General features: G+C 53.7%; 22 protein-coding genes and 1 tRNA gene. 15 read left to right on the forward strand and 8 right to left on the reverse strand.

The features are described from left to right. Positions 1 to 256: 256 nt before the first annotated feature. From ACQKLP_RS23575 to ACQKLP_RS23595, 5 genes are all read left to right on the forward strand, one after another. A complete protein-coding gene (locus tag ACQKLP_RS23575; RefSeq protein WP_427325446.1) occupies positions 257 to 847 on the forward strand; it encodes an RNA polymerase sigma-70 factor in 591 nt (196 codons plus the stop codon). Positions 848 to 901: 54 nt separating this feature from the next. Continuing rightward, on the forward strand, positions 902 to 1,852 hold the full coding sequence (locus tag ACQKLP_RS23580) for a FecR family protein (RefSeq protein ID WP_427325447.1): 951 nt from the start codon (positions 902 to 904) through the stop codon (positions 1,850 to 1,852). Between the two features lie 30 nt (positions 1,853 to 1,882). Further along, the gene (locus ACQKLP_RS23585; RefSeq protein ID WP_427325448.1) at positions 1,883 to 5,221 is read left to right on the forward strand and encodes a SusC/RagA family TonB-linked outer membrane protein; all 3,339 of its coding nucleotides are present in this window, start codon (positions 1,883 to 1,885) and stop codon (positions 5,219 to 5,221) included. A 31-nt stretch (positions 5,222 to 5,252) separates the two neighbouring features. Next, positions 5,253 to 6,803: a SusD/RagB family nutrient-binding outer membrane lipoprotein gene (locus ACQKLP_RS23590; RefSeq protein ID WP_427325449.1), complete on the forward strand. Its 1,551-nt coding sequence runs from the start codon at positions 5,253 to 5,255 to the stop codon at positions 6,801 to 6,803. A 174-nt stretch (positions 6,804 to 6,977) separates the two neighbouring features. Next, a complete protein-coding gene (locus tag ACQKLP_RS23595) occupies positions 6,978 to 7,445 on the forward strand; it encodes a hypothetical protein (protein ID WP_427325450.1) in 468 nt (155 codons plus the stop codon). A gap of 118 nt (positions 7,446 to 7,563) precedes the next feature. On the opposite strand, the gene ACQKLP_RS23600 is transcribed toward ACQKLP_RS23595, so the two are convergent. Then, positions 7,564 to 7,938, reverse strand: coding sequence for a winged helix-turn-helix transcriptional regulator (locus tag ACQKLP_RS23600; RefSeq protein ID WP_427325451.1), 375 nt, complete (start codon positions 7,936 to 7,938; stop codon positions 7,564 to 7,566). 199 nt (positions 7,939 to 8,137) lie between these two features. Here ACQKLP_RS23600 and ACQKLP_RS23605 point away from each other — a divergent pair, with 199 nt between their 5' ends. Then, positions 8,138 to 8,992 (forward strand): NAD(P)-dependent oxidoreductase, encoded by an 855-nt coding sequence (locus ACQKLP_RS23605; RefSeq protein ID WP_427325452.1) that lies wholly within the window; start codon positions 8,138 to 8,140, stop codon positions 8,990 to 8,992. Positions 8,993 to 9,292: 300 nt separating this feature from the next. After that, on the forward strand, positions 9,293 to 10,828 hold the full coding sequence (locus ACQKLP_RS23610) for a DUF6119 family protein (protein WP_427325453.1): 1,536 nt from the start codon (positions 9,293 to 9,295) through the stop codon (positions 10,826 to 10,828). 68 nt (positions 10,829 to 10,896) lie between these two features. On the opposite strand, the gene ACQKLP_RS23615 is transcribed toward ACQKLP_RS23610, so the two are convergent. After that, positions 10,897 to 10,968: transfer RNA gene (locus ACQKLP_RS23615), tRNA-Glu, on the reverse strand. 141 nt (positions 10,969 to 11,109) lie between these two features. Between ACQKLP_RS23615 and gap the strand changes: the two genes are divergently transcribed. Both gap and ACQKLP_RS23625 read left to right on the forward strand, forming a co-directional pair. Further along, positions 11,110 to 12,126: a type I glyceraldehyde-3-phosphate dehydrogenase gene (gene gap, locus ACQKLP_RS23620; protein ID WP_126243996.1), complete on the forward strand. Its 1,017-nt coding sequence runs from the start codon at positions 11,110 to 11,112 to the stop codon at positions 12,124 to 12,126. A 96-nt stretch (positions 12,127 to 12,222) separates the two neighbouring features. After that, the gene (locus tag ACQKLP_RS23625; RefSeq protein WP_427325454.1) at positions 12,223 to 13,419 is read left to right on the forward strand and encodes a phosphoglycerate kinase; all 1,197 of its coding nucleotides are present in this window, start codon (positions 12,223 to 12,225) and stop codon (positions 13,417 to 13,419) included. A 72-nt stretch (positions 13,420 to 13,491) separates the two neighbouring features. Here ACQKLP_RS23625 and ACQKLP_RS23630 read toward each other — a convergent pair whose 3' ends face one another. From ACQKLP_RS23630 to ACQKLP_RS23640, 3 genes are all read right to left on the reverse strand, one after another. After that, entirely contained in the window at positions 13,492 to 14,865 is a 1,374-nt protein-coding gene (locus ACQKLP_RS23630) for a dipeptidase (RefSeq protein WP_427325455.1), read from the reverse strand. A 234-nt stretch (positions 14,866 to 15,099) separates the two neighbouring features. Next, the gene (locus tag ACQKLP_RS23635) at positions 15,100 to 15,564 is read right to left on the reverse strand and encodes a response regulator (RefSeq protein ID WP_126243993.1); all 465 of its coding nucleotides are present in this window, start codon (positions 15,562 to 15,564) and stop codon (positions 15,100 to 15,102) included. Positions 15,565 to 15,626: 62 nt separating this feature from the next. Next, positions 15,627 to 15,863, reverse strand: coding sequence for a hypothetical protein (locus tag ACQKLP_RS23640; RefSeq protein WP_427325456.1), 237 nt, complete (start codon positions 15,861 to 15,863; stop codon positions 15,627 to 15,629). Between the two features lie 31 nt (positions 15,864 to 15,894). Here ACQKLP_RS23640 and ACQKLP_RS23645 point away from each other — a divergent pair, with 31 nt between their 5' ends. From ACQKLP_RS23645 to ACQKLP_RS23670, 6 genes are all read left to right on the forward strand, one after another. Next, a complete protein-coding gene (locus ACQKLP_RS23645) occupies positions 15,895 to 16,473 on the forward strand; it encodes a LemA family protein (protein ID WP_427325457.1) in 579 nt (192 codons plus the stop codon). 87 nt (positions 16,474 to 16,560) lie between these two features. After that, the gene (locus ACQKLP_RS23650; protein ID WP_423737401.1) at positions 16,561 to 17,016 is read left to right on the forward strand and encodes a TPM domain-containing protein; all 456 of its coding nucleotides are present in this window, start codon (positions 16,561 to 16,563) and stop codon (positions 17,014 to 17,016) included. A 12-nt stretch (positions 17,017 to 17,028) separates the two neighbouring features. After that, a complete protein-coding gene (locus tag ACQKLP_RS23655; protein ID WP_427325458.1) occupies positions 17,029 to 17,838 on the forward strand; it encodes a TPM domain-containing protein in 810 nt (269 codons plus the stop codon). Between the two features lie 90 nt (positions 17,839 to 17,928). Next, on the forward strand, positions 17,929 to 18,870 hold the full coding sequence (locus ACQKLP_RS23660) for a hypothetical protein (RefSeq protein WP_427325459.1): 942 nt from the start codon (positions 17,929 to 17,931) through the stop codon (positions 18,868 to 18,870). A gap of 94 nt (positions 18,871 to 18,964) precedes the next feature. Then, on the forward strand, positions 18,965 to 19,438 hold the full coding sequence (locus ACQKLP_RS23665; RefSeq protein ID WP_427325460.1) for a CHRD domain-containing protein: 474 nt from the start codon (positions 18,965 to 18,967) through the stop codon (positions 19,436 to 19,438). A 301-nt stretch (positions 19,439 to 19,739) separates the two neighbouring features. Beyond that, entirely contained in the window at positions 19,740 to 20,201 is a 462-nt protein-coding gene (locus ACQKLP_RS23670) for a CHRD domain-containing protein (protein ID WP_427325461.1), read from the forward strand. Between the two features lie 54 nt (positions 20,202 to 20,255). Here ACQKLP_RS23670 and ACQKLP_RS23675 read toward each other — a convergent pair whose 3' ends face one another. From ACQKLP_RS23675 to ACQKLP_RS23685, 3 genes are read right to left on the reverse strand one after another with little or no spacing between them, the layout of a single operon-like run. Beyond that, positions 20,256 to 21,332, reverse strand: coding sequence for a dipeptidase (locus tag ACQKLP_RS23675; protein ID WP_427325463.1), 1,077 nt, complete (start codon positions 21,330 to 21,332; stop codon positions 20,256 to 20,258). A 28-nt stretch (positions 21,333 to 21,360) separates the two neighbouring features. Next, positions 21,361 to 22,449 (reverse strand): D-TA family PLP-dependent enzyme, encoded by a 1,089-nt coding sequence (locus ACQKLP_RS23680; RefSeq protein ID WP_427325465.1) that lies wholly within the window; start codon positions 22,447 to 22,449, stop codon positions 21,361 to 21,363. Positions 22,450 to 22,456: 7 nt separating this feature from the next. Then, the gene (locus ACQKLP_RS23685) at positions 22,457 to 22,921 is read right to left on the reverse strand and encodes a RidA family protein (protein ID WP_427325466.1); all 465 of its coding nucleotides are present in this window, start codon (positions 22,919 to 22,921) and stop codon (positions 22,457 to 22,459) included. Positions 22,922 to 23,192: the final 271 nt, after the last annotated feature.

Here is a 23,192-nt window from a genome sequence, read left to right on the forward strand (position 1 = left end):
TTTGGTTGTGAAGCCGCCACTATCCGTTGTTTTTCGACAACCAAAGGTAGTTTTCTTAACGGAATGGCGATTGCGGGTACATCATTGAAAGGTATATATAATACTGATAATCAAAAGGATAAATGAAACCACCGTCAGTTGTTGCTTTGGTAATTGATTTGTTTTCAGTGGATTATGAAAAAATAGCGACCGGCCGGCGGAAAGACGATTTAAGTCTGTTAAAGTTTTTCTTATTTTGTATCAAATCTAATTCGCGATGTTGGAAGCAACAGATGAAGCGTTGTGCGGCCAGGTTCGGTTGGGTGATGCCGCTGCTTTTAATGTGCTGTACGACCGGTACCGCCACCAACTATATGGTTACGTTCTGAAGCTCTGCGGCTCGCAGGACGTGGCGCTGGATGCTGTGCAGGAGGTGTTCATGCATCTTTGGCTGCGCGCCGAAGCCCTGGACCCCGACCGTTCCATTAAGTCCTATCTCTTCCGTTCCGCCCGGAACTATGTGCTCGACTATCTGAAGAAAGCCGTGCATCAGCAGGCATTCCGGCAATATTTCATGCACGCTTTCGAAGAAGGGACGGCTTCCTCCGAACATCTGCTGTATTCCAAACAGCTCGAAACGCTCAAACACAACGCCGTATCCCGGCTACCTGCCCAGCGCCAGCTGATTTACACCATGAGTAAGGTAGACGGGTACAGTAACAAGGAAATCGCCGACAGGCTGGGCATTTCCATCAACACCGTCCGCGATCAGCTCGTGAAGGCGTCCCGTTTCGTCCGGGTTTACCTTTTACGGAATGCGGACATCGCCATGTTGCTCGCCGCGGTATACGCCGCGCAGCAGGGTTAAAATTTTTTTTCGGCGGGGATCGTCTTTCCCCATTTTTCGATCGTATTACTTGTGATGGAGGACAAACAGCAAAGGATCAGGCAATTGTTCGTCAAACTGGCGGATGGCACCTCCACGCCCGTTGAACGGCAGGAGTTGCTGGATTACCTGGAGGGATCGCCCCTCCCGGAAGCCCTGCCGCTGGCCGATGAGCTCCCGCCGACCAGGAACTGGCCGCAAATGCCGGAGGATGCCGGAGAACAGATCAGGATGCGCATCCTGTCTGAAGTCCGCCCCGCCGCGCCGGTGCGCGTCCGCAGCCTCGGCTGGTGGAAAGCCGCTGCCGTATTGCTGCCCGTTGTTGGATTAAGTACCTGGCTGCTGTGGGACCGGTCCGCCGATAGCCAGCGCTATGTCAACAACACCCGGTCGGTACAGGTCATCCGGCTCGAAGACGGCTCCGAAGTCAGCCTCAACCGTAACGCCCGCCTCACTTTCCGCGGCGGCGCCAACCGCGAGGCCTGGCTGGAAGGGGAAGCGTTTTTCACCATCGCCGGGCATGCGTCCAAACCCTTTATCGTCCACACGCAACAGCAGCTGGATATCACCGTGCTGGGCACTTCCTTCAACGTAAAATCCGGAGAGCAGGCCACGGAAGTGGTGCTCAATACGGGTAAGGTGAAGGTGGGAGACGGCGGGAAAGCAGTGATCCTGCAGCCGGGCGAAATGGCGGTGTACGACGCAAAAGCGCAACAGGTATCTACCCAACTGGCGGATACGCTCATGCACACATCCTGGAAAAACGAACTGCTGCCTTTCCGGGAACGCCCGCTCAAAGAAGTAATGGGCTTCCTGCAGGCACAATTCGGCTATGCCGCTACGTTCGACGGGCCGGAGACGGAAAACCTGGTCTTTACCGGTTACCTCTCTACCAGCGACCTGCAGCAATCGATCCTTACGCTGGAACAAACATTTTCCATCAAAATCAGTATCGGGAACAGACGACTACATGTGAACAAACAATAGCGTTTCAGCCAAAACTAACACATCCTCGCTATGAACAGAATCAAAACCATCAGCTCCGGGCTGATCATGGTTGCACTATTGCTATGCAATCTCCCCGTCACGAGCGCGCAACCGGGGCGTGAAACAGCCACACCGGAACAGGTTTCGCTCATTTCCGTTATGAACGACATGGAACACCGGTTCGATGTCCGGTTCAACTACAACGCCACGTTACTTAAAGGAAAAAAGATCGCTTCACCCGATAAAACCGGGTTCCGAAAAGACAACATCGAAGCCGAGCTGAACCGCTACATCGCTCCGCTGGGCCTTGTTTGCCGGAAAATCGGCGGTAAACTGTACGTGGTGAGGGCCGAAACGGCCGCGCAAAATGCGGCTGCCCAATCCGGCAGCCTCACTGCGCAGGAAATCACCCTCCGCGGCTCCGTGGCCGACTCCACCGGCGCGCCCATGCCGGGCGTGGTAGTACGGTTGAAAGGCGCTTCCCGCGGAACGATCACCGATGGCAACGGCGCATTCACCTTAGCCGGCCTCAAAGCCGGTGATGTGCTGGTGTTTTCACTCGTGGGGTATAATCCGCAGGAATATACCGTGGGCGCGGAAGAGAACGTCCGCATCGTACTGCATGTGTCTGCCATCGCGCTGGACCAGCTGGTGGTAACGGCCCTGGGGATCCGGCGCTCGGAAAAAGCCCTCGGCTACGCCGTGCAGAAAGTTAAGGGTGAAGCCTTGCAGACGGTGAAAGGCGTGGATATGGCCACTTCGCTCACCGGCCAGGTGTCTGGCCTTGTCGTGAAAAACTCCACCGAATTCTTCGCCAAACCGACCATCGAGCTACGGGGAGAAGGCGCCCTGCTGGTGGTAGACGGCGTGCCGTACGGCAACCTCACCCTGCGCGACGTACCGTCTGACGATATCGAAAGCATCGACGTGCTGAAGGGGCCTACGGCTTCTTCGCTCTACGGCTCGCGCGCGTCTGGCGGCGTAATCCTCATTACCACGAAGAAAGCCTCCGGCGGAGGGCTCTCCGTTTCCGTCAACAGCAACACCATGCTGCAAACCGGGTTCCTCGCCATTCCGAAAGTGCAGGGCTCCTACGGCCGCGGTCAAAACGGACAAATCGATAACGACTACGTTTGGGGCCCCAAGCTCGATATCGGGAACACCGCCACAGACTGGAACCCCGAAACCAAACAGTTCGAAGACAACCGTCCGCTCCGCTCCATCGGGAAAAACAACCTGAAGAACTTCATGGAAACGGGCGTAGTGACCAATAATAATATCAGCGTGTCGCAAAGCGGGCAGAACGGCAGCTTCCGGGCATCGCTCAATCATATATATAATAAAGGGCAATTCCCCAACGCCCGCGCCAACATGTTCAACTTCACCATGGGAGGCGAACTGAAAGCGACCGATAAATTTACCCTCGAGGCGCATACCGGCATCAGCAAAAGAATGGCGCCGCAGGTCTGGGGATCGGGATATGGCAACCAGGGATATATTTACCAGCTCACCATGTGGACCGGCCCGGAATATGACATCCGCCAGTATAGGGATTACTGGAAAGTGCCCAATAAAACCCAGAACTGGATGTACACCAACTGGTACGATAACCCTTACCTCATCGCCCACGAAAAACTTAACGGTATCCAGCAAAATACCGTCAACGCCAGCCTGACCGCCAATTACCGCTTCACGCCAGACCTGAACCTGCTGGTGCGGATCGGGTTCGACAACTACAGCAACGAAGAAACGTATCAAAACCCCACCGCCAACATCTTCTCCACCCGCGGTGGCTGGGATGCGAAAGGGTATTACCGCAACATCGCCTCTAAAGGCTGGAGCATGAACGATGATATCATGCTTTCCTATAAAAAGAAAGTGAAAGACTTCACGATCGATCTCATGGCCGGCGGAACGATCTATTATTATACGAACGATACCGTTTCCGCAGCAACGCGTAACGGGCTTTCGTCTCCCCGCTATTTTTCCATCGCAGGATCGGTAGGCCCGGCGGCGATCGCGCAGATGCATGGCGCCCGCCAGGTAAACAGCCTGTACGGCCGGGCAGCGTTCGGCTGGAAGAATGCCGTATTCGTGGAAGCAACGGGGCGTAACGACTGGAACTCTGCGCAACCGAAGGAGCACCGCGATTATTTCTATCCCTCCATCGGCTCGAGCGTGGTGCTGTCCGAACTGTTCAACATGCCGAAGTTCACGGATATGTGGAAAATCCGCGGATCATGGGCCAACTATAAAACGCCGGCGGACGTATACGAGATCAACCGGCTGTATTCCACCACGCCGCAGGCCTGGAACAACCTCAACTCGGCCAATTACCCCAGCAATCTGCTGCCGCTCAGCGTGCTGCCGACTTCTATCCGGACCTGGGAAATCGGTACCGCCGCCTATTTCTGGCGCAACCGCCTGAATGTGGACATCGCCTATTTCAACAAACTGTTCTATAACCGGAAATTCAATCCCCAGATCCCGCAATCTTCCGGGTTCACTTCCACCATCATCAACTTCAACGAAGACGAACTGCGCAAAGGATTCGAGATCACCGTTTCCGGCAGCGTGATCAAAAGAGCGAATTTCGAATGGCAATCTACCATCAACTATACGGTGAATCACAGGTATTATGCCTCGCTGGATAGTATCTATTCTCCGAAGAACCCCTGGGCTGCGGCTGGTAAACGGAAAGACGTTTATCTCGACAATTACTGGCTCCGCGATCCGCAGGGCAACGTGATCCACAATAGCGGGATGCCCGTGCTGAGCGATTATGACATGAATTACGGGTACACCGATCCCAAGTTCAGCTTCGGCTTCATCAACACCTTCCGCATCGGCGATTTTACCGTGGGATTGAATGTGGACGGGCGTATCGGCGGCGTGATGTACAACTATGTGAACGACAAAATGTTCGATACCGGCACCCATCCCGATACGGATAATAACTGGCGGTACGATGAAGTGGTGAACAACAAAACGAACTATGTGGGCCAGGGCGTGAAAGTAGTGTCGGGCGATGTAACGTACGACAACTACGGCAACATCCTCACCGATACGCGCAAATATGCCCCGAACGACGTGGCCGTTTCCTACCAGGACTACACCCAGAAATTCAGGGCCGGCGATTATGGCGTGCAGAAGAAATCTTTCGTGAAAGTGCGGGAGATGTCGCTGGGCTACCGCCTTCCTTCCGGGTTCCTGCACCGTTACGGCATCCGCAACGCTTCCGTAGCGGTAACCGCGCAAAACCTGTTCCTGTTCACCAAATTCCGCTTCTCCGATCCGGACGTTGACACGGAAAACCTGAATTCGCCTTCGGCGCGGATGCTGGGCATGAACCTGCGGGTAAATTTCTGATCGGGCCATTCATCCATCAAAACATCGACACATGAAACAAAAGCAACTTTATACGATGATACTGGGAGCAACCGTTCTGGCGGGCTGTTCCAACTTCGAAAAGATCAACACCAATCCGGATAAGACCGACAAGGTAAACTCCGGCATGCTGGCCACCAGCATGCTCCTCAGCGTAACGCGCAGCACTATCGCCACTACCAAGGGCTTTATGCAGCCTTATATGCTGGGCAAGTACATCACCTGGGGCGAGAACCAGGAAAACTTCCAGTTCAACCGCCTCAACCGGGCCAGCTTCGAGCGGCTGGCGGTATTGCGCAACGTGTCGCCCATGGTGGCCGCTGCGCTCGACGACGCACAGCGGAATTCGTATTCCGGCCTTGCGGCGTTCATCCGCGCCTGGCAGTTTTACCAAACCACCATGCAGGTCGGCGATATTCCGTATACCGATGCCATTAAAGGAGAATCCGACGGTGTGGTACAACCGAAGTACGACAACCAGAAAACCGTTTTCCTGGGCATCCTCCGCGAGCTCGACAGTGCCAACGCGCTGCTGTCGCGCGGGTCCAACTTCGACGGCGATCCTATCTTCAACGGTAAGGTCGACAACTGGCGCCGGGTGGTGAACGGATTCGAATTGCATGTGCTCATGCAACTGTATCGCAAAACGGCGGATACGGACCTCAAGGTAATCCAGCGGTTCCAGGACATCGTGAACAACCGTCCGCTGATGCGCAATTACAGCGACAACTTCGCGCTGGCTTACAACAATACACAGGGGCAGAACTATCCCTGGTCAGACGTGCCGGCCGGTTCGGGGAACTCTTTCGTGAAATCGAACTACACGATGCTCACGTCCACTTTCCTCGATCCGCTGAAAGCCCTCGGCGACCGCCGTCTTTTCTATTTCGCGAAACCTTCGCCCGTGCAGATCGCCGCAGGGAAGCTCCCTTCCGACTGGGACGCCTATCCGGGAGCGGAGCCTTCAGATCCTTTCCCGGTGCTGCAGGACAAGCGTGTGTCCAAAGACTACGCCGACCTGAACAACCGGTATGTGCAGTTGGTGAATGCGGAGCCGGTGAGCGTGTTCGGGTATTGGGACCAGCAGTTCGTATTGGCGGAAGCCGCGCTCCGCGGATGGATCGCCAATTCGCCCGCGCAAACGTATTACGCTGCGGGTATCGGCGAGGCGATGCGTTTCACGGCAGATTACACGCCCGATAACGTCGACTATCACCACAACATGAAAATCGACGCCGGATATATCCAGGCTTATATCACCGCCAATGCGCTTACCGGGTCTACGGCGCAGCAGCTCCAGCAGATCATCACGCAGAAATACATCGCCGGGTTCCTGCAGGGCGCGAATTACAATGCCTGGTTCGAGAACCGGAGAACGGGGTACCCGGTCTTCAAGCTCAATCCCAACTCCAACCTGAACACGCCCAGCACCGCGTTTCCCGTGCGCTGGCTGTACCCGTCCAACGAGCTGACCTATAACAATACGAATATGGACGATGCCGTGAAGCGCCAGTATCCCGGTGGCGACAATACCAATGGTGTGATGTGGATTTTGAAGGATTGATGATTTTTAGGACTTGATAGGGGCGCCCGGGCTGAGAGGTCCGGGCGCTTTTTATGCGCGGGGACAAAACATGGGAAAAGCGGTCGGCAATGGAATACGGTAACTTAGGTATATCTGGAATGCAGACTTGATATATTTTAATATTATATTGTGTTTGTCAATTTTACTTATACCATGAATCAAGACCATACTATTTTCGACGAGGAATTCGAAGCATTCAATACACCGCGCCGACGCGACCTGATGCCGAAATGGCTGGTCGTTTATATGTGGATCATCATCTTCTTCGGATTGTTTATGATTTGTTATGCAGGTTGGATGGTAACCTTCGTCGGCACCGGCGATGCATTGGTCAGCAATTCCCCAGACGAGGCAGCTTATCGCGTGGGCAACTGGATCGGGGCGATTTTGCCGGGAATATTGTTTGTACTGATGGGGGAGCTCGTTCGGTCGGAAAGGAAGCTGGCCATCCGGTTTAACTGGATCGTCGCCATATTGTGGGTGGCAGTTATAATGTTAATGGTATTCAGTAAAGGGATAAGAGGCCTGTTGGTAGGGATGTTCGTTCCGATATTTTTGCCCTATTGGATTGGGCTTTTTATGATACAGCGCAATTGGAAGAAGGCAAGGGGTAACGAATAATGTGTTGCGATGTGAATATTGAGTAAATGGTGAACTTAATGACTTGATGGGGTGCCCGTGCTGTAAGGCCCGAGTGTTTTATTTTGAGGGGGAAGGATAGCTGAAATTTTCCGTCCGTTTACTTGGAAGACAGCAATCCCTCACTTTTGCGCTCCATCAATTGCTGGAACTCCCCGACATGCCCGCTTCCCCAGGCGTCCATGGCATTAATGACGGGCATGAGCGACTGCCCAAGGGCTGTGAGCGAATATTCCGAGCGCGGCGGAAGTTCCGGGTAAATCTCCTTTTGGATAATGCCATGAAATTCCAGCTCCTTTAACTGCAAATTCAACACACGTGCCGTTGCTGTCGGGATCTGCCGGTGCAGCTCGCTCGGCCGCCGGATGCCGTTGCTGATGAGAAACAACAAATACGACTTCCACTTTCCTCCGATAATTTCCATCAAAACGGCCATGCCGCAACTGAAATCTTTCGGGATTTTTTTCTCATACATATCGCCTGGGTTTTACGTCACCGAAATTAAGGGTTTCGGCGGACAGGGATAAAATTATCCCTACCTGACTATTCTTTCCCGTATTGTCAGCCGTTTCCGCTTGCCGTTTCTTTGTGTGGTGAAAGCGAAGATGGCTGGCGGGCCCTCGGCGCTGCCATCTTCTGATCCAACCATATTCAACATTTAAAAAGAAAACGAGATGAAAGAAAAAATATTAATGATCGGATTAGGCGCTATGGGAAGCGTATTGGCGCGTTTGCTCCTGGAGCAGGGAAAACAGGTGACCGTTTGGAACCGTTCGGAGGCGAAGGCGGGTAAACTGGTGGAAGCCGGCGCTGTTTTTACCGCGGATATTCACCGCGCGGTCGCGGAAAACGATATCATATTGGTTTGTCTGCTCGATTATCCTGCAACGGAACAGGTATTGGCCGGCGTATCGCTCGAAGGGAAAACGGTTGTACAACTTAGTACCGGTACGCCGCAGGATGCCCGTTCCATGGCAGCATCTTTTACGGAGCGAGGCGCCGCCTACCTGGATGGCGCTATTCTGGCTACGCCGTCGCAAATGGGCGCGGCGGAAACACCGATCTTTTTGTCGGGCAGCGTGGTGGCCTGGAAGCATGCGGAGCCGGCGTTGCGGATCCTCGGGGGCGGACTGAGATACATGGGTGAAGCGCCCGGTGCTGCATCCGCCTGGGACCTCGCTGCGTTGTCGAGCATGTTCGGTATGATGATCGGATTTTTGAACGGTGCGGGGATTATGGAGTCGGAAGGTATGTCGGTGGCAGACCTTGGCCAGATGGTAAGGGATATTTCACCGGTGTTGGGGCAGATGATCAAGGATACTGGCGACGACGTCCATCAGCAGCGCTATGCCGAGCCGCAAAGTTCGATCGATATTTGCGCCGGGACGTTCGACCTGATGGTGCGCCTGTCGGCCGAGAACAAGATCGACGGCGGGTTTGCCGGGTTCGCGCAGCAGATGTTCCGGAAGGCGCAGGACGCGGGATTCGGACAGGAGCGCATTTCCGCGTTGATGAAGACGTTGCGGTAGGGAGTTTATGCTGGGTTCAGGGGATAGGGGCACGAGGGATCGTGCCTTTGTTTTTTATTTATGATGTTTCACGAAAAAGCACTTGAAATTAATTTTTTGAGGAGTTCACTTGGATTCGCATGTAATGGTTGTATAAATTAGTGTTTTTAATAAATCGTCAAAAATGTCAATTTGGTTAGATGTTGCCTAAAAATGCTCTCTTTTTGTTCACCCATTTTAGAATATTTCGAATCTATATCTTGATTTCATCTGTTGCAAAAAGCCCGAAAATGTATCGATTTCAGAATTTGAATATCAATTATGGCAAACAAATTAACTATTTATCTCATTAAACAGGGTGTGTCAGATAATCAGGATATTGTTTCAGGATACGGGAAGCATTTGCGATTAGAAAGTGGGGATTTTTTCACTGAAAGTTCAAGTCCTAAAACTCCTCGCTGGATTTACGATTTTTTCCTTTCCGAATTATCAGATATTGACGATTTGATGGTTTCTTCAGCTAAAGGGTTATACATTACCAGAGTCGTGCACAAAAAAGAAACTCTCACTTTCGTTCTTTCTTTTGGTACAGGAAGGCATATGATCAGGCCAAACGTAATAGTAGAAAATTTTGGACTACGGGTAATTCTCAATTCTGTACATCATCAAAATGTAAAGGGTATTAAAAAACACAATATTGCAACAATTGTCAAACGATCTGATGAGCAGATGAGCAAGGGGGTATCAACTGCGGATTTTGGAATTGATATAGAGCAAGATTTATTGACATCGTTAAAGGGGAAGTCAAACTATGAATTTCTTGGAAAAACAATTTCCGGAACTGATGCACTTTCAGTAAACGTAGATGTAAACGTGAAGACATTAAAAGCATTTTTGATAAAATGTTACACAAGGTATCAAAGTAACGAGTACAAAAAGCATTTCGATTGGGTTGACCATATTGCATTTGTAAGAAGTGAAGAGATTATAAGGAAACTTGATGCGGCCCTTGTGAAATTGTTAAATAAAGGTGATTATAGTAATGTTTGTTTTTCCGTTCCCGCAGTTATTGATGAAGTGGATGTTAAAGGGTACTCCTATATTCCTCATGCCCGAACATTGGAAGCAGAATTGGATATTGAAAGGCTAATACAGGCTTTCCGGGGTAAACTCACGAGCGCGGATCAATTGAAAGCGAGAAAAGTTAAAGTAATTGGCGTAGACGATTTAGAAAAAGAGGTGTGGGATATTTACGAATGTATTAGCGCTGAAATATCAATTGCGGATAAACAATTCGTAATTGTTAACGGAAGGTGGTATGAGATCAGTAATGACTATGTGAATGATGTCAATAGTTATTACGAAAGAATAGCGCTGTCAACTTTGAAGTTGCCCATATTTAATCACAAAGATGAAGGAGCCTATAATGCAGCAGTCTGTAAATCAAACAAGGATTTTATGCTGATGGACAGGGAGAATATTACGTATGGAGGGGGTAGGAGCAAGATCGAATTTTGCGATCTCTATTCAAAAGGTAAGGAGATTGTTCATGTAAAGAGAAGAGGGGGCTCATCTGTCCTTAGTCATTTGTTTAATCAGGGAGCAGTGTCAGGAGAATTACTAATCTCGGATAGTGAATTTCGTAGCGAATTAAACAAACGACTTACGGGAGGCTTTAAAGTTCCTACAGGGAAAATTAGTGCAGCTGAATTCAAAATTATTTTTGGCGTGATTAGTTCGGATAAAGGGCATAGACCTACGTTGCCTTTTTTTAGCAAGATTACCTTGCGTAATGCGGCAAAACGACTTGGAACATTGGGTTTTTCCGTTGAGCTGTTAAAAATTCAGGAAAATTGAATATGGGGTTTCAATATAATAGGACATAACAAAAAATCCTGCTCAAAGAAGCAGGATTTTTTGTTATGTACCGCGTACGGGAGTCGAACCCGTCATTCCTCCGTGAAAGGGAGGCGTCTTAGCCGATTGACCAACGCGGCATTTCCCGTTTGGGATTGCAAAGGTAATATCCATTTCGAAATTTCCAAAAAAAAATTCAGTTAAGTAAATAGTTATTGATTAATCCCCGCTAACCTTGTAATTTCGCTACTCAATTTTTCATCTACAAACTACAGTGTAAAATGGGAACTTCTCTTAAAATTGGTATTAATGGTTTCGGTCGCATCGGCCGCCTGGTCTTCCGCCAGATTTACAACATGCCCGGCATCGACGTGGTAGCGATTAACGACCTGACCAGCCCCGCGGTTTTGGCACATTTGCTGAAATATGACTCTGCACAAGGTAGATTTGGACAGGACGTGAAGCACACCGACAACGCTATCGTTGTAAACGGCGAGGAAGTGAAGATATATGCCCAGAAAGATCCCTCCCAGATTCCCTGGAAAAACCACGATATCGACGTGGTAATCGAGTGCACCGGCTTCTTCACCGACAAAGCCAAAGCCGAAGCGCACATCACCGCCGGCGCTAAGCGCGTGGTGATCTCCGCCCCCGCCACCGGCGACCTCAAAACCGTTGTATTCAACGTAAACCACGATATCCTGGACGGTTCCGAAACAGTTATCTCCTGCGCTTCCTGCACCACCAACTGTCTCGCTCCCATGGCAAAAGTAATGAACGATAAATTCGGCATCGTTACCGGCCTCATGACCACCATCCACGCTTACACCAACGACCAGAACACCCTCGACGCTCCGCACCCGAAAGGCGACCTCCGCCGCGCCCGCGCCGCAGCCGCCAACATCGTGCCCAACAGCACCGGCGCCGCTAAAGCCATCGGCCTCGTACTGCCCGAGCTGAAAGGTAAACTGGACGGCAACGCCCAACGCGTTCCCACCATCACCGGCTCCCTCACCGAACTGACCACCATCCTCTCCAAAAAGGTAACGGCAGAAGAAGTGAACGCAGCCATGAAAGCCGCCGCTAACGAATCTTTCGGCTACACCGAAGACGAAATCGTAAGCTCCGACATCATCGGCATCCACTTCGGTTCCCTGTTCGACGCAACACAGACCAAAGTGATGACGCAGGGCGACGTTCAAATGGTGAAAACCGTTTCCTGGTACGATAACGAAATGTCCTACGTTTCCCAACTCGTACGCACCGTGAAGCACTTCGCAGGCCTGATCTCCAAATAATCAAGCCCGCCGATCATATCGCCAACCCTCCGCATCCAGCTGAAACCCAGCCGTGCGGAGGGTTTTTTGTCTTACTTTCCTAAAACTCACCCAACAATGAGCCAATTCTCCCAGCATAATTTCAAAGGCCAGAAAGCCGTAGTGCGCGTGGATTTCAACGTGCCCCTCAACGATAAGCTCGAAATCACGGACGACACCCGCATGCAGGCCGCCGCGCCCACCGTCAAGAAAATCCTCGCAGACGGCGGCGCCGTCATCCTCATGAGCCACCTCGGCCGCCCGAAAGACGGCCCCACCGATAAATATTCCCTCCGCCACCTGGTCAACCACCTCATCAAACTGCTGGACGGCGCCACCGTGAAATTCGCGGAAGACTGCATCGGCGAAGCCGCCGAAAAAGCCGCAGATAACCTCCAGATGGGCGAAGTCCTCCTCCTCGAAAACCTCCGCTTCCACAAGGAAGAAGAGAAAGGCGACAAAGGTTTCGCCGAAAAACTGGCCAAACTGGGCGATGTGTACGTGAACGACGCATTCGGCACCGCCCACCGCGCCCACGCCTCCACGGCCGTGATCGCCGAATTCTTCCCGAAAGAGAAGAAAATGTTCGGTCTCCTCATGGAAGCCGAAACCGCCAGCGCCGAAAAAGTGCTCCACAGCGCGGAAAAACCCTTCACCGCCATCCTCGGCGGCGCCAAGGTGTCCGACAAAATCCTCATCATCGAGAACCTCATGTCCAAAGCCAATAACATCATCATCGGCGGCGGCATGGCTTACACTTTCCTCAAGGCCCAGGGCAAGGAAATCGGCAACTCCCTCGTGGAAAACGATAAACTCGACCTCGCCCTCGAACTGCTCGCCAAAGCAAAATCCCTCGGCGTGCAACTCCTCATCCCCGAAGATTCCATCGCGGCAGACAAATTCGCGGCAGACGCCAACACCCGGGAAGTCTCCAACGACAATATCCCCGCCGGCTGGATGGGCCTCGATATCGGCAAAAAATCCATCGCCAAATTCAGCGAAGTGATCGCCGCCAGCAAAACCATCCTCTGGAACGGGCCCATGGGCGTGTTCGAAATGCCCGCCTTCCAGGGCGGCACCAAAGCCGTAGCCGACGCCATCGTGAAAGCGACCGAAAACGGCGCGTTCTCCCTCGTAGGCGGCGGCGACTCCGTTGCGGCGGTAAACCAGTTCGGCCTGGCCGACAAAGTAAGCTACGTATCTACCGGCGGCGGCGCCATGCTCGAATTCTTCGAAGGCAAGGAGCTCCCCGGCATCGCGGCGGTCAGAAAGTAAGAAGGTATTAATACCATAATAAAAAAGCCCGGCCTGGTCGTACCAGCCGGGCTTTTCCGTTAAAAACGGTCATTATTTACCGCTCAGTTCCGCAAAATACTTGTGGAAATAAGGGATGGTTTCGATGCCTTTATAATAGTTGTCCAGCCCGTACTTCTCGTTGGGAGAGTGCAGGTTGTCGCTGTCCAGCCCGAAGCCCATGAGCACCGTTTTCAGCCCGAGGATCTTCTCGAACAGGGCCACGATGGGAATGGAGCCGCCGCCGCGAACGGGGATGGGCTGTTTGCCGAAAGTAGCGTTGATGGCTTCGCTCGCCGCTTTGAAGGCTACGGAATCCGTCGGTGTAACATAAGGAGCGCCGCCGTGGTGGGGCGTTACCTTCACTTTAACGGATTTCGGTGCGATGGACACGAAGTGTTTCGCGAACAGGTCGGAGATCTTTTCCCAGTCCTGGCCGGGCACCAGGCGCATGGAGATCTTCGCGAACGCCTGGGAAGGCAATACCGTTTTGGCGCCTTCGCCGGTGTAACCGCCCCAGATACCGTTCACTTCGCAGGTAGGCCGGGTACCGGTGCGCTCGAAGGTAGAATAGCCTTTCTCGCCCCAGAGCTCGTCCACGCCCAGGTCCTTTTTATAGTCTGCCTCGTCGAAAGGCGCGCTGTTGAGGGCTTTGCGCTCTTCGTCGGTCAATTCCACCACGCCGTCGTAAAAACCGGGGATGGTGACGTGGTTGTTTTCGTCGTGCAGCGAAGCGATCATTTTCGCCAGGATGGTAGCCGGGTTGGCCACCGCGCCGCCGTAAACGCCGGAGTGCAGGTCGCGGTTCGGGCCGGTCACTTCCACTTCCATGTACGCCAGGCCGCGAAGCCCGGTGTCCAGCGAAGGCGTGTCGAGGCTGATCATGGCCGTATCGGAAATCAGTACCACGTCCGCTTTCAGGCGGTCTTTATTTTCAGAAAGGAATTTGCCGAGGTTGCCGGAGCCCACTTCTTCCTCGCCTTCGATCATGAATTTCACGTTGCAGGGAAGGGTATTGGTGTTGAACATGGTCTCGAACGCCTTCACATGCATGTAAAACTGGCCTTTATCGTCTGCCGATCCGCGGGCGAAAATCTTGCCGTCTTTGATCACGGGCTCGAACGGCGGGCTGTCCCACAGGTTCAGCGGGTCGGGCGGCTGCACGTCGTAGTGGCCGTAAACGAGTACGGTAGGGAGTTTCGGGTCGATGATCTTTTCGCCGTAAACAATCGGATGACCGGCAGTCGGGCACACCTCCACTTTGTCAGCACCTGCTTCCACCAGCCTTTGCTTCACTGCTTCGGCGCAGTTTTTCGTGTCTTCATTGTGGCGGGAGTCCGCGCTGACGGAGGGGATCCTCAACAGTTCCAGCAACTCGTTCAGGAAACGGTCTTTGTGCTGGGCCTGGTAATCTTTCCAAACTTGCATTTTTGAGCTATTAAACGTTCACAATGGACGCAATTTAGTGGAATTTGGCACTCGGCCCGTTTCCGGAGGACGAAAAATGATGGCCGGCCGGCCGGGAGGCCGCTGGCCGGGCCGCCGTTGTGTCACTCCCTTGTACGGCTGAAAGGCTGTTCGGCATTGCTTCCGGTCGGAAAGGGCATAAAAAAAGGAAGGGCGTACCCTTCCTCTCCGGAGTATAACGAACGGTTTGCTTTCTCAGGAAATGAGCTTTTGCCGCAGCAGAAACTCGAGTTGCTCGTTGACGCTCAGGAGTTTTTCCGTCAACTCCCGGTTCTCTTTGCGGAGGGCGTACACTTCATACGCCTTCTCGATGTTGTGGCGAAGCTCGTCTTCGTTCCAGGGCTTGGAGAAGTACTTATAAACCTGGCCTTTGTTGATCGCGTCGATCACGGCATTGATATCCGCGTACCCCGTGAGCAAGACCCGGATGGGCTCGGGGTATTTGTTGAGAATGGATTCGAAAAATTCGATCCCCGTCATTTTGGGCATTCTCTGGTCCGAAATGATAATGTGAAACTCGTGGTCTTCCAGCAACTTGTAGGCCTCTTCGGCTGATTCTGCGGTCTGCACCGTATAAATTCTTCTGAAAGAGGCTTTAAAAGCATTCAGATTGTGAATCTCATCATCTATATAGAGGATGTGAATATGTTGTGCACTCATTATGTACGCAGTAGACTTTAAGTAAGTTAATAAAAATAAGCGAGATAGCGAACAATGAAATGTTACGCGGGTGTCAAAACTATCAAAGGATCGGCATTCCCGGGCGTTTCCCGCGGCCGCCCCCGTTTGGCGGTATGGGCGGGAAATCCGATCCAAACATAGATATTTTTTGGTATCCCGTTTTCAACTTTCTGACGACCGCCGTTAATGGATTGGTAACCGCTGGAAGTTGGCTGGTAACCGCTTTCAAGATCAAACCTATTTTTGCGCTTTCCGTTATTGTTTGTAGGTTTGAGCATACCCGTTATTTTCATTAAAAATAGAATCAATATGAAAACTGGAATCATTGTGATCATTCTCCTGGTATTGCTGGGCTTTTTTGGTTGCAGCAAGTACAATGGAATGGTAAAGAGCGACGAAACGGTGAAAAAGGCCTGGGGTAACGTAGAAACCCAGTACCAGCGCCGGGCCGATCTGATCGATAACCTGGTAAGCACCGTGAAGGGCTCCGCCAATTTCGAACAGGAAACCCTTACCAAAGTGATCGAAGCCCGCTCCAAAGCGTCTTCCGTTCAGGTAAACGCAGACGATCTCACCCCCGAGAACATCGCGAAATTCCAGCAGGCGCAAAGCGAACTGGGCGGCGCGCTCAGCCGTTTGCTCGTTACGGTTGAACAGTACCCTCAACTCCGCACCACCGAACAGTTCCAAACCCTTATGGCCCAGCTCGAAGGCACGGAAAACCGGATCGCGGTAGCCAGGAACGATTTCAATACCGCTGTTAACGACTTCAACAGCAGCATCCGCACCTTCCCCAATAACCTCATCGCCGGTATCGGCAGGTTCAAGGAGAAAGGTTACTTCAAGGCGGCCGAAGGCTCCGACAAGGCGCCTAAAGTGCAATTCTAATCCAAACGCCTCCGCAGAAGGCGGCCCGGGGGCAGCGAAACACTGCCCCCGGCCGTCTTTTACAGGATGCCCAACATACGTTTCCCAATGAAACTGTTCCCCTTCAGGAAAAAAGAATTCTTTACCGAAGACGAGAAATCCCGCCTCGTTCAGGCCATCCGCCATGCCGAAAGGCTCACCTCCGGCGAAATCCGCCTGTTCGTGGAAAGCCATTGCGAATATGTGGACCCCATGGACCGCGCCCGCGAAGCATTCCTCTCCCTCGGTATGGAAAAAACCAAACAACGCAACGGCGTCCTCCTCTACATCGCCCTCCGCGATCACCAGTTCGCCATCCTCGGCGACCAGGGCATTCATGATAAAGTGGGCGACGACTTCTGGAAACATGAAGCCGACATCCTGCGCCATCACTTTTCCGGCCAGCGCATCGTGGAAGGCATCGAAGTTTGCGTGAAGGAAATCGGGGAATCGCTCCTGCAGCACTTCCCCTACGAATCCGGCGACGCCAACGAACTGCCGGACGATATTGTTTTTGGAAAGTAGACCAGGTAAATGATGGACAAGCTAACAAACAAGACATTCTTTCGCTGGTTCCTCGCTGTGGGGCTGGTTTGGTTCGGACTGGGCGCCTTTGCCCAGAACATCCCCGCCAAACCCGTACCGCCCCGGCTCGTCAACGATTTCGCAGGCATCCTCGTGCAATCCGAAGTCAACGAGCTGGAAAGGAAACTCGTGGCATACGACGATAGCACTTCCACCCAGATCGCCATCGTCATCATCAAAACCACCGGCGATTACGATATCTCCGAATACGGCCTGAAAATCCTCCGCGAATGGGGGATCGGCGGCAAAAAGAACAACGGCATTCTCATCCTCGCCGCAATGGACGATCGCAAGGTCCGCATAGAAACCGGCTACGGCATGGAAGGCTCGATCCCCGATGCCGTCGCATTCGGGATCATCAACAAAATTATCAAGCCCACGTTCCAGCAGGGACATTATTACCAGGGGCTCGATGAAGCCACCGACAAAATCATCGCCGCAGCGGCCGGTGAATATACAGGCGTTCCCCGCAGCTCGAAAGACGGCGGCGGCGGCGGCGGCATCTTCGGCCTCATTATCCTTATAATCATCCTGATCGTCATTTTCGGCTCCCGCGGCGGAGGCGGCGGTGGCGGACGGGTGATCAGCCGGCGTGGCGACAGCATCTTCGGCGGCATCATCGGCGGCATGATCGGCAGCAGCCTCGGCGGAGGCAGCCGTGGCGGCGGATGGGGCGGCGGAGGCGGTGGCTTCGGCGGCGGAGGTTTCGGCGGCTTCGGCGGCGGCTCCGGTGGCGGAGGCGGCGCCAGCGGCAGCTGGTAACAACCGTGCCATTCGGTGCAACGGATTTTCAGTCAGGGCATTGCGGAAGAAATCGTTACATTCGCTACCTGACTGAAAATCCGTTTTTTTATGTTACTCCACATCCTGAACGGCGACGCAACTCTGGAAATATTCGAAAAAAGCGGCGTACCCGGCCGCCCCCTCGTTTGGCGCGAAATGCTCAGCGAAGGCAAGACCCCCGCAGGCTGCGACCTCGGCCTGTTTTTCGAGAAAAGGGGCGCTTACCTGCACGATGTGTACGGCATAAACCGGGAAGCATACATTGCAGACATCGGCAACACCCGCAAAATACTCCAGCAGGCCTCCCAGTTCGAAGAGATCGTATTGTGGTTCGAATTCGACCTGTTTTGCCAGGTGAACCTGATCTTCCTTATCAATTACCTCCTTCGCCTGAATACGCCCATGCCCCGCGTCAGCGTGGTACAACCGGGCAGTCACCCCGAAGTGCCCGATTTCCGGGGGCTCGGCATGTTGAAACCGGAACATTTTCCACCCCTGTTCGAAAACCGCAGGTACCTCGAAGCGGGCGACTGGCAGCTGGCTTCCTCGGCCTGGGAGGCCTATACCGGCAGCGATCCCCTCGCCATAGCGGCCCTCACCACCCAATCGGCCCCCAATCTGCCGTTCCTCGGCGGCGCCCTGCTGGCCCATCTGCAAAGGCTGCCGTCGGAAGAAAACGGGCTCAATAGTATTGAAAGGTTCTTTATGGAACAGATCACCCTGGCGCCGCTCTCCGAACGCGCGCTCTTTTCCATTTTCTGGGACGAAAAAAAGATTTTCGGGTTCGGGGACTTCCAGCTGCGCGCCACCCTGCAACGCATGGCAGACGCGGGCGTGGTGCAGCACGACAGCGAAATGGTGCGGCTGACGGACCTTGGCCGCGAAGTGCTCCGCGGCGAGCACGACTACCTGGCCTTTGCGCCGGTTTCCAATGCCTGGCTGGGCGGCATCCCCCTGGGAGGAACGCCCTGGCGCTGGAGTAACCGCGAGGGGAAAGTGCTGAAAAAATAGAAAATCGCCCCGGCACAAACATTCTTGCGGAAAATTGAAATAATGATGCAGGCAACCTTTTGCCCCGGCGCTCCGTATCCATCGAAAAACCGATATGAAAAACATGCGAGCCTGGGCTTTAGGCCTGTTACTGGTGTGCTGCCTGCCGGCGGTTTCCTGCAAAAAGGACAAGGACAAGAACGATAACATCTATTCCGCGAAAAACACCGCCATGACCGGCGCTCAGGAAGTGCCGGCCGTTACCACAACGGCTACCGGCAGTTTCGACATCACCTACAACCGCGACTCCAAAATGCTGAACATCACCGTGCGCTGGCAAGGCCTCAGCGGCCCGGTCACCCTGTCCCACATACACGGCCCTGCCGCTAAAGGCGTAAACGCCGGCGTACTGGAAAATTTCACCACCATCATCCCGAAAACGGAAAGCGGCAACTTCTCCACCAGCTTCACCCTGAACGGGACCACCCAGAAGGAAGAAGACCTCCTCGCCGGGAAATGGTACGTGAACATCCATACAGCGGCCCACCCCGGTGGCGAAATCCGCGGGCAGATCGAACTGACTTATTAATATTAGAAAGACGACCGGAGGCTACAACAATTCCGGTTCCGGATCGGTGAAACTGGACGTGTGACGAATGATAAACAGGAAAGCATCCGAAAAAGAGCGGCGACGATAGCCACCCCGCCGCTCAAGTGAGTGACACAACGGCGGCCTGGCAGCGCATCCACTGCCGGCCGGCATGAAAACGCATACGGCATGAGGCCGTTAAAAGACGCACCGGTTTCTCGAAAAACAGGAACAAAACCCCAAAGAAAAAGGCTGATTTTTATCGGCCTTTTTTTGTTATATTACTATAAAAAGTATCGGTATGCTACGTGCCCGTTTTGCAGGCCTGATATTGGTTGCCAGCCTTTTGGCTTTTTCGTGCCGGAAGATCAACGACGGCGATTATTACACCAGGAACCGCGATATGACCGGCAAGCAGGAAGTGCCGAGAGTCTGGACCTCTGCCAGCGGATATTTCACTTTTATCTATACGCCCGGTTCGGGTAAGGTGAGGCTGGACATGCATTGGGAAGACCTCAGTAGCCCCATCACCCACGCTTATATCCAGGGACCCGCCGCCAGGGGGGAAAATGCTGGCATGCTGGTAGATTTTTCGCGGAAGATCGACAGGGGTGAAGAGGGGGAATTTACCACGAAATTCTTTCTGAACGGTACCAATCAATTGGAAGGAGATCTGCTGGCCGGCCGTTGGTACATCAACATCCAGACGGAAAATTATCCCAAAGGCGAAATTCGTGGTCAGATCGAATTAAAGCTGAAGTAAGTTCATATTTGATTAGCATGAAGAAAGGCGCCCGCTGAAGGCGCCTTTTCATTTTTATTTCCACGCATCCAGCAAAAAGCGGATCCAGTTTTTGTACATGATATTATCGATGTCGGTGCTCTTATAGCCACGCTGACGGAGGATGTCAGGTATTTTCTGCAATCCGGCGATCGTGCCGAGGTCACCCGGGGACTGCTCGGTGCCGAATGCGCCGTCGAGGTCGGAGCCAATGGCGGCATGTTGGGAATTGCCTGCGAGCTGACAGATATGATCGATGTGATTGGCCACGTGCTCCAGCGAAACGCCTGTGTTTTCGGGCGTGCTTTTGCCGCGTTCCCAGCCGGGAATGAGCATCCAGGCGTCGAATGCCGTGCCGATCACCGCGCCCCGCTGGATCAGTAGCGAAAATTGTTCGTCGCTGAACTGGCGGTTGTGCGGCACGAGGGCGCGACTGTTATGATGGCTGGCCCAAACCGGGCCGGTGTAGAGGTCCATAGCTTCGGAAAAGCTTTCGTCGCACAGGTGGGTGGCGTCGAGGATGAAGCCGAGGCGGTCCATTTCCTTGAGGAGCGCGCGGCCTTTGGTGCCGAGGCCGCCGGTGGAATCGGTGCCGTAGGCGTATACGCCGGGGCCGTAATGCGCCGGGCCGATGGCGCGAAGCCCGTAAGCCCAGGCTTTTTCGACGCAGGCCAGTTCATAAAACGAATCGGCGCCTTCGAGGCTGAGGATGAACCCGACGGGCAGGGAGCTGGTGTCTTCCGCCGTTTCCCAAAGCTTGAGATGGTCGGAAAGCTCGTCGGCATTGGTGATCTGCTTCATTTCGCCCCGTTTCACCATAGTCTGGTACCAGGCCAGCTGGCCCTGCGTCTGCGCCCAGGCCTGTTCCTGCGAATGCCAGCCGGGCAGGGGATTGTCGAGCCCCACATACCGCGCGATCTGTGTGGCCACGCAAAGACCTACGCGGCCTTTGCGCATTTCGGGAAGGGAAACGGTGCCGCGCTCGCGGTCGGGTTTATCGGTAAGGCCTTTCTCCCGGTCGCGGATGGCCTGTACGGATTTGGTAAGGTCGCGGTTCCACTCCATGGCGTTCATGCTCAGGTCCAGGTGCGCGTCAAAAATCATTGATTGCATAGATATATTCTGGTTGAATGATTCATAGTTAGATTAACCGTCCCCGCGCGATCGCCCAGGTATCGGCATGGTTCCCGTTCTCGATCACGATCGCTTCGTTGTACAGCGCCACGGTGGGGCATACGTGCCAGGGCGTTCCGTAAAGTATGTCGCCCACCTGCAACGTGGCGGCTTCGGGCGTTTTCACGACCAGGTGCTCTTCGCTTTGGGATATCACTTCATATTCCTTCAGTTGATGGAAGAAAACGCGGCGGGTGATGGGGTTTTCGGCGGAAACGGCTTTATGCCCCAGGTCCAGCGTCACGAAGCCTTCCTGCGGTTTCGATATGACGCGGGTGAGCAGCTGGGCGGCTACGAGGAACGGCTGGTCGGGCAGGCCGGTACCATACCCTTCGTCCCACAGCAGGCAGGTGCCTGGGCTGCAAACGACCGTTCCCCGGCGTGCGTGAATGGGGAAGGTAGGTGTTCCGCCGGCGATGATTTCCGGTGGCTGGATGTCTGTGGCGAGGCGTTCCACGGGTTGGAAGGCGGCGTCGCATTCGCGGGTGCGTTCGGCGAGGTCGGGGTGGCGGATATGGCCGTCGTAGACGTGCAGGCCCGCGGGGTCGATGTTCCCGAGTTGCTGTATGCCGCGCCAGAGGTCCGCTGCTTTTCCGGGAGCGATGCCGGTGCGGTGCATGCCGTCGTCTATATCGATGTACAGGCGGGCTTTTGAGCCGAAAGCTGCGTGAAGGTCGTTCATCAGCCGGGCGGATGCGATGTTATCCACCAGCGAAGCGAAGCGGGAAGCGGGGAACTGGCGCTGGAGGTCGACGAAAGCCTTTGCCATGGGGGCGTTGAGCTGATAGGCGAGCAGAATGTCGGGGGCGCCGGCTTCTGCCAGCATGCGGGCTTCGGCAATGGTGGCGCATTTGAAGCGGCGGATGCCTTTTTCCAGCTGCATGCGGACAACGGGGCCCATTTTGTGGGTCTTGACATGCGGCATGAGCCGTTCCGGGCCGCCGGCCATGGCGATCATGCGGCCGATGTTTTCGGCGATGCGATCGGGAAAAACGAGGAGCGCGGGCGAGGGCAGGCTTCCCGGAAGCGCGACGGATGGCTGTGCGTCAGTTTGCATGAATGATTTAATCTGATAATTCAAAAATAGCTTCGATCTCGACGGTGATGTTATCCGGCAGCGATCCCATGCCCACGGCGCTTCTGACGCCCACGCCGTTTTCCGGTCCCCAGATTTTGGCGAACAGTTCGCTGCAGCCGTTGAGCACATGCGGGTGGGTGCTGAATTCCGGGGTGGCGTTGACCATTCCCAGTATTTTGATCACCCTTTTGATACGGTTGAGCGAGCCGAGTTGGGAAACCAGGGTGGATAGGATGGTGAGCCCCACTTGCTGCGCGGCGAGCTTGGCGCCGTCTGCGTTCAGTTCCAGGCCAGCTTTGCCGCGAAGCAGCGAGCCGTCGGGCAATACGGGCCCGTGGCCGGAAACGTAAACGAATCTATCGACGATCAGCAGGGGCTTGTAAACCCCTTTGGGCGCGGGCGGCGGCGGAAGCACAAGGCCCAGTGCGGCGAAGTTGTCGGCTGCGGTCATCACGAAATTTGTTTAAAGTTAATCGAATATTTTTTGCAATTCCAATAGAAATATTTGCAGTATTTGCAGAATTCGTGGCAAATAAGCCATGGTTTAATCGCAATTTTGGCAAAACGCGAAGGCTGGAACCTTGAATTTGGTAATGGTTTCGCGTTTCGATTTTGAATTTCGTCGGAATTTTATGTTGCGGTGACTGTGCGATACCAGCTGGAGGTATCTCATCTCTACTGCTGCATTAAGCGTTATGGAAATTACGTAATCTTCCGGCCAC

This window comes from Chitinophaga sp. NPDC101104 (assembly GCF_050277495.1).
In the GTDB taxonomy this organism is placed as follows: Bacteria; Bacteroidota; Bacteroidia; order Chitinophagales; family Chitinophagaceae; genus Chitinophaga.

Coding starts and splice junctions, on each gene's coding strand:
- ACQKLP_RS23575 (WP_427325446.1), top strand. CDS start 257: ATGTTGGAAGCAACAGATGAAGCGTTGTGCGGCCAGGTTCGGTTGGGT.
- ACQKLP_RS23580 (WP_427325447.1), top strand. CDS start 902: ATGGAGGACAAACAGCAAAGGATCAGGCAATTGTTCGTCAAACTGGCG.
- ACQKLP_RS23585 (WP_427325448.1), top strand. CDS start 1,883: ATGAACAGAATCAAAACCATCAGCTCCGGGCTGATCATGGTTGCACTA.
- ACQKLP_RS23590 (WP_427325449.1), top strand. CDS start 5,253: ATGAAACAAAAGCAACTTTATACGATGATACTGGGAGCAACCGTTCTG.
- ACQKLP_RS23595 (WP_427325450.1), top strand. CDS start 6,978: ATGAATCAAGACCATACTATTTTCGACGAGGAATTCGAAGCATTCAAT.
- ACQKLP_RS23600 (WP_427325451.1), bottom strand. CDS start 7,938: ATGTATGAGAAAAAAATCCCGAAAGATTTCAGTTGCGGCATGGCCGTT.
- ACQKLP_RS23605 (WP_427325452.1), top strand. CDS start 8,138: ATGAAAGAAAAAATATTAATGATCGGATTAGGCGCTATGGGAAGCGTA.
- ACQKLP_RS23610 (WP_427325453.1), top strand. CDS start 9,293: ATGGCAAACAAATTAACTATTTATCTCATTAAACAGGGTGTGTCAGAT.
- gap (WP_126243996.1), top strand. CDS start 11,110: ATGGGAACTTCTCTTAAAATTGGTATTAATGGTTTCGGTCGCATCGGC.
- ACQKLP_RS23625 (WP_427325454.1), top strand. CDS start 12,223: ATGAGCCAATTCTCCCAGCATAATTTCAAAGGCCAGAAAGCCGTAGTG.
- ACQKLP_RS23630 (WP_427325455.1), bottom strand. CDS start 14,865: ATGCAAGTTTGGAAAGATTACCAGGCCCAGCACAAAGACCGTTTCCTG.
- ACQKLP_RS23635 (WP_126243993.1), bottom strand. CDS start 15,564: ATGAGTGCACAACATATTCACATCCTCTATATAGATGATGAGATTCAC.
- ACQKLP_RS23640 (WP_427325456.1), bottom strand. CDS start 15,863: ATGCTCAAACCTACAAACAATAACGGAAAGCGCAAAAATAGGTTTGAT.
- ACQKLP_RS23645 (WP_427325457.1), top strand. CDS start 15,895: ATGAAAACTGGAATCATTGTGATCATTCTCCTGGTATTGCTGGGCTTT.
- ACQKLP_RS23650 (WP_423737401.1), top strand. CDS start 16,561: ATGAAACTGTTCCCCTTCAGGAAAAAAGAATTCTTTACCGAAGACGAG.
- ACQKLP_RS23655 (WP_427325458.1), top strand. CDS start 17,029: ATGGACAAGCTAACAAACAAGACATTCTTTCGCTGGTTCCTCGCTGTG.
- ACQKLP_RS23660 (WP_427325459.1), top strand. CDS start 17,929: ATGTTACTCCACATCCTGAACGGCGACGCAACTCTGGAAATATTCGAA.
- ACQKLP_RS23665 (WP_427325460.1), top strand. CDS start 18,965: ATGAAAAACATGCGAGCCTGGGCTTTAGGCCTGTTACTGGTGTGCTGC.
- ACQKLP_RS23670 (WP_427325461.1), top strand. CDS start 19,740: ATGCTACGTGCCCGTTTTGCAGGCCTGATATTGGTTGCCAGCCTTTTG.
- ACQKLP_RS23675 (WP_427325463.1), bottom strand. CDS start 21,332: ATGCAATCAATGATTTTTGACGCGCACCTGGACCTGAGCATGAACGCC.
- ACQKLP_RS23680 (WP_427325465.1), bottom strand. CDS start 22,449: ATGCAAACTGACGCACAGCCATCCGTCGCGCTTCCGGGAAGCCTGCCC.
- ACQKLP_RS23685 (WP_427325466.1), bottom strand. CDS start 22,921: ATGACCGCAGCCGACAACTTCGCCGCACTGGGCCTTGTGCTTCCGCCG.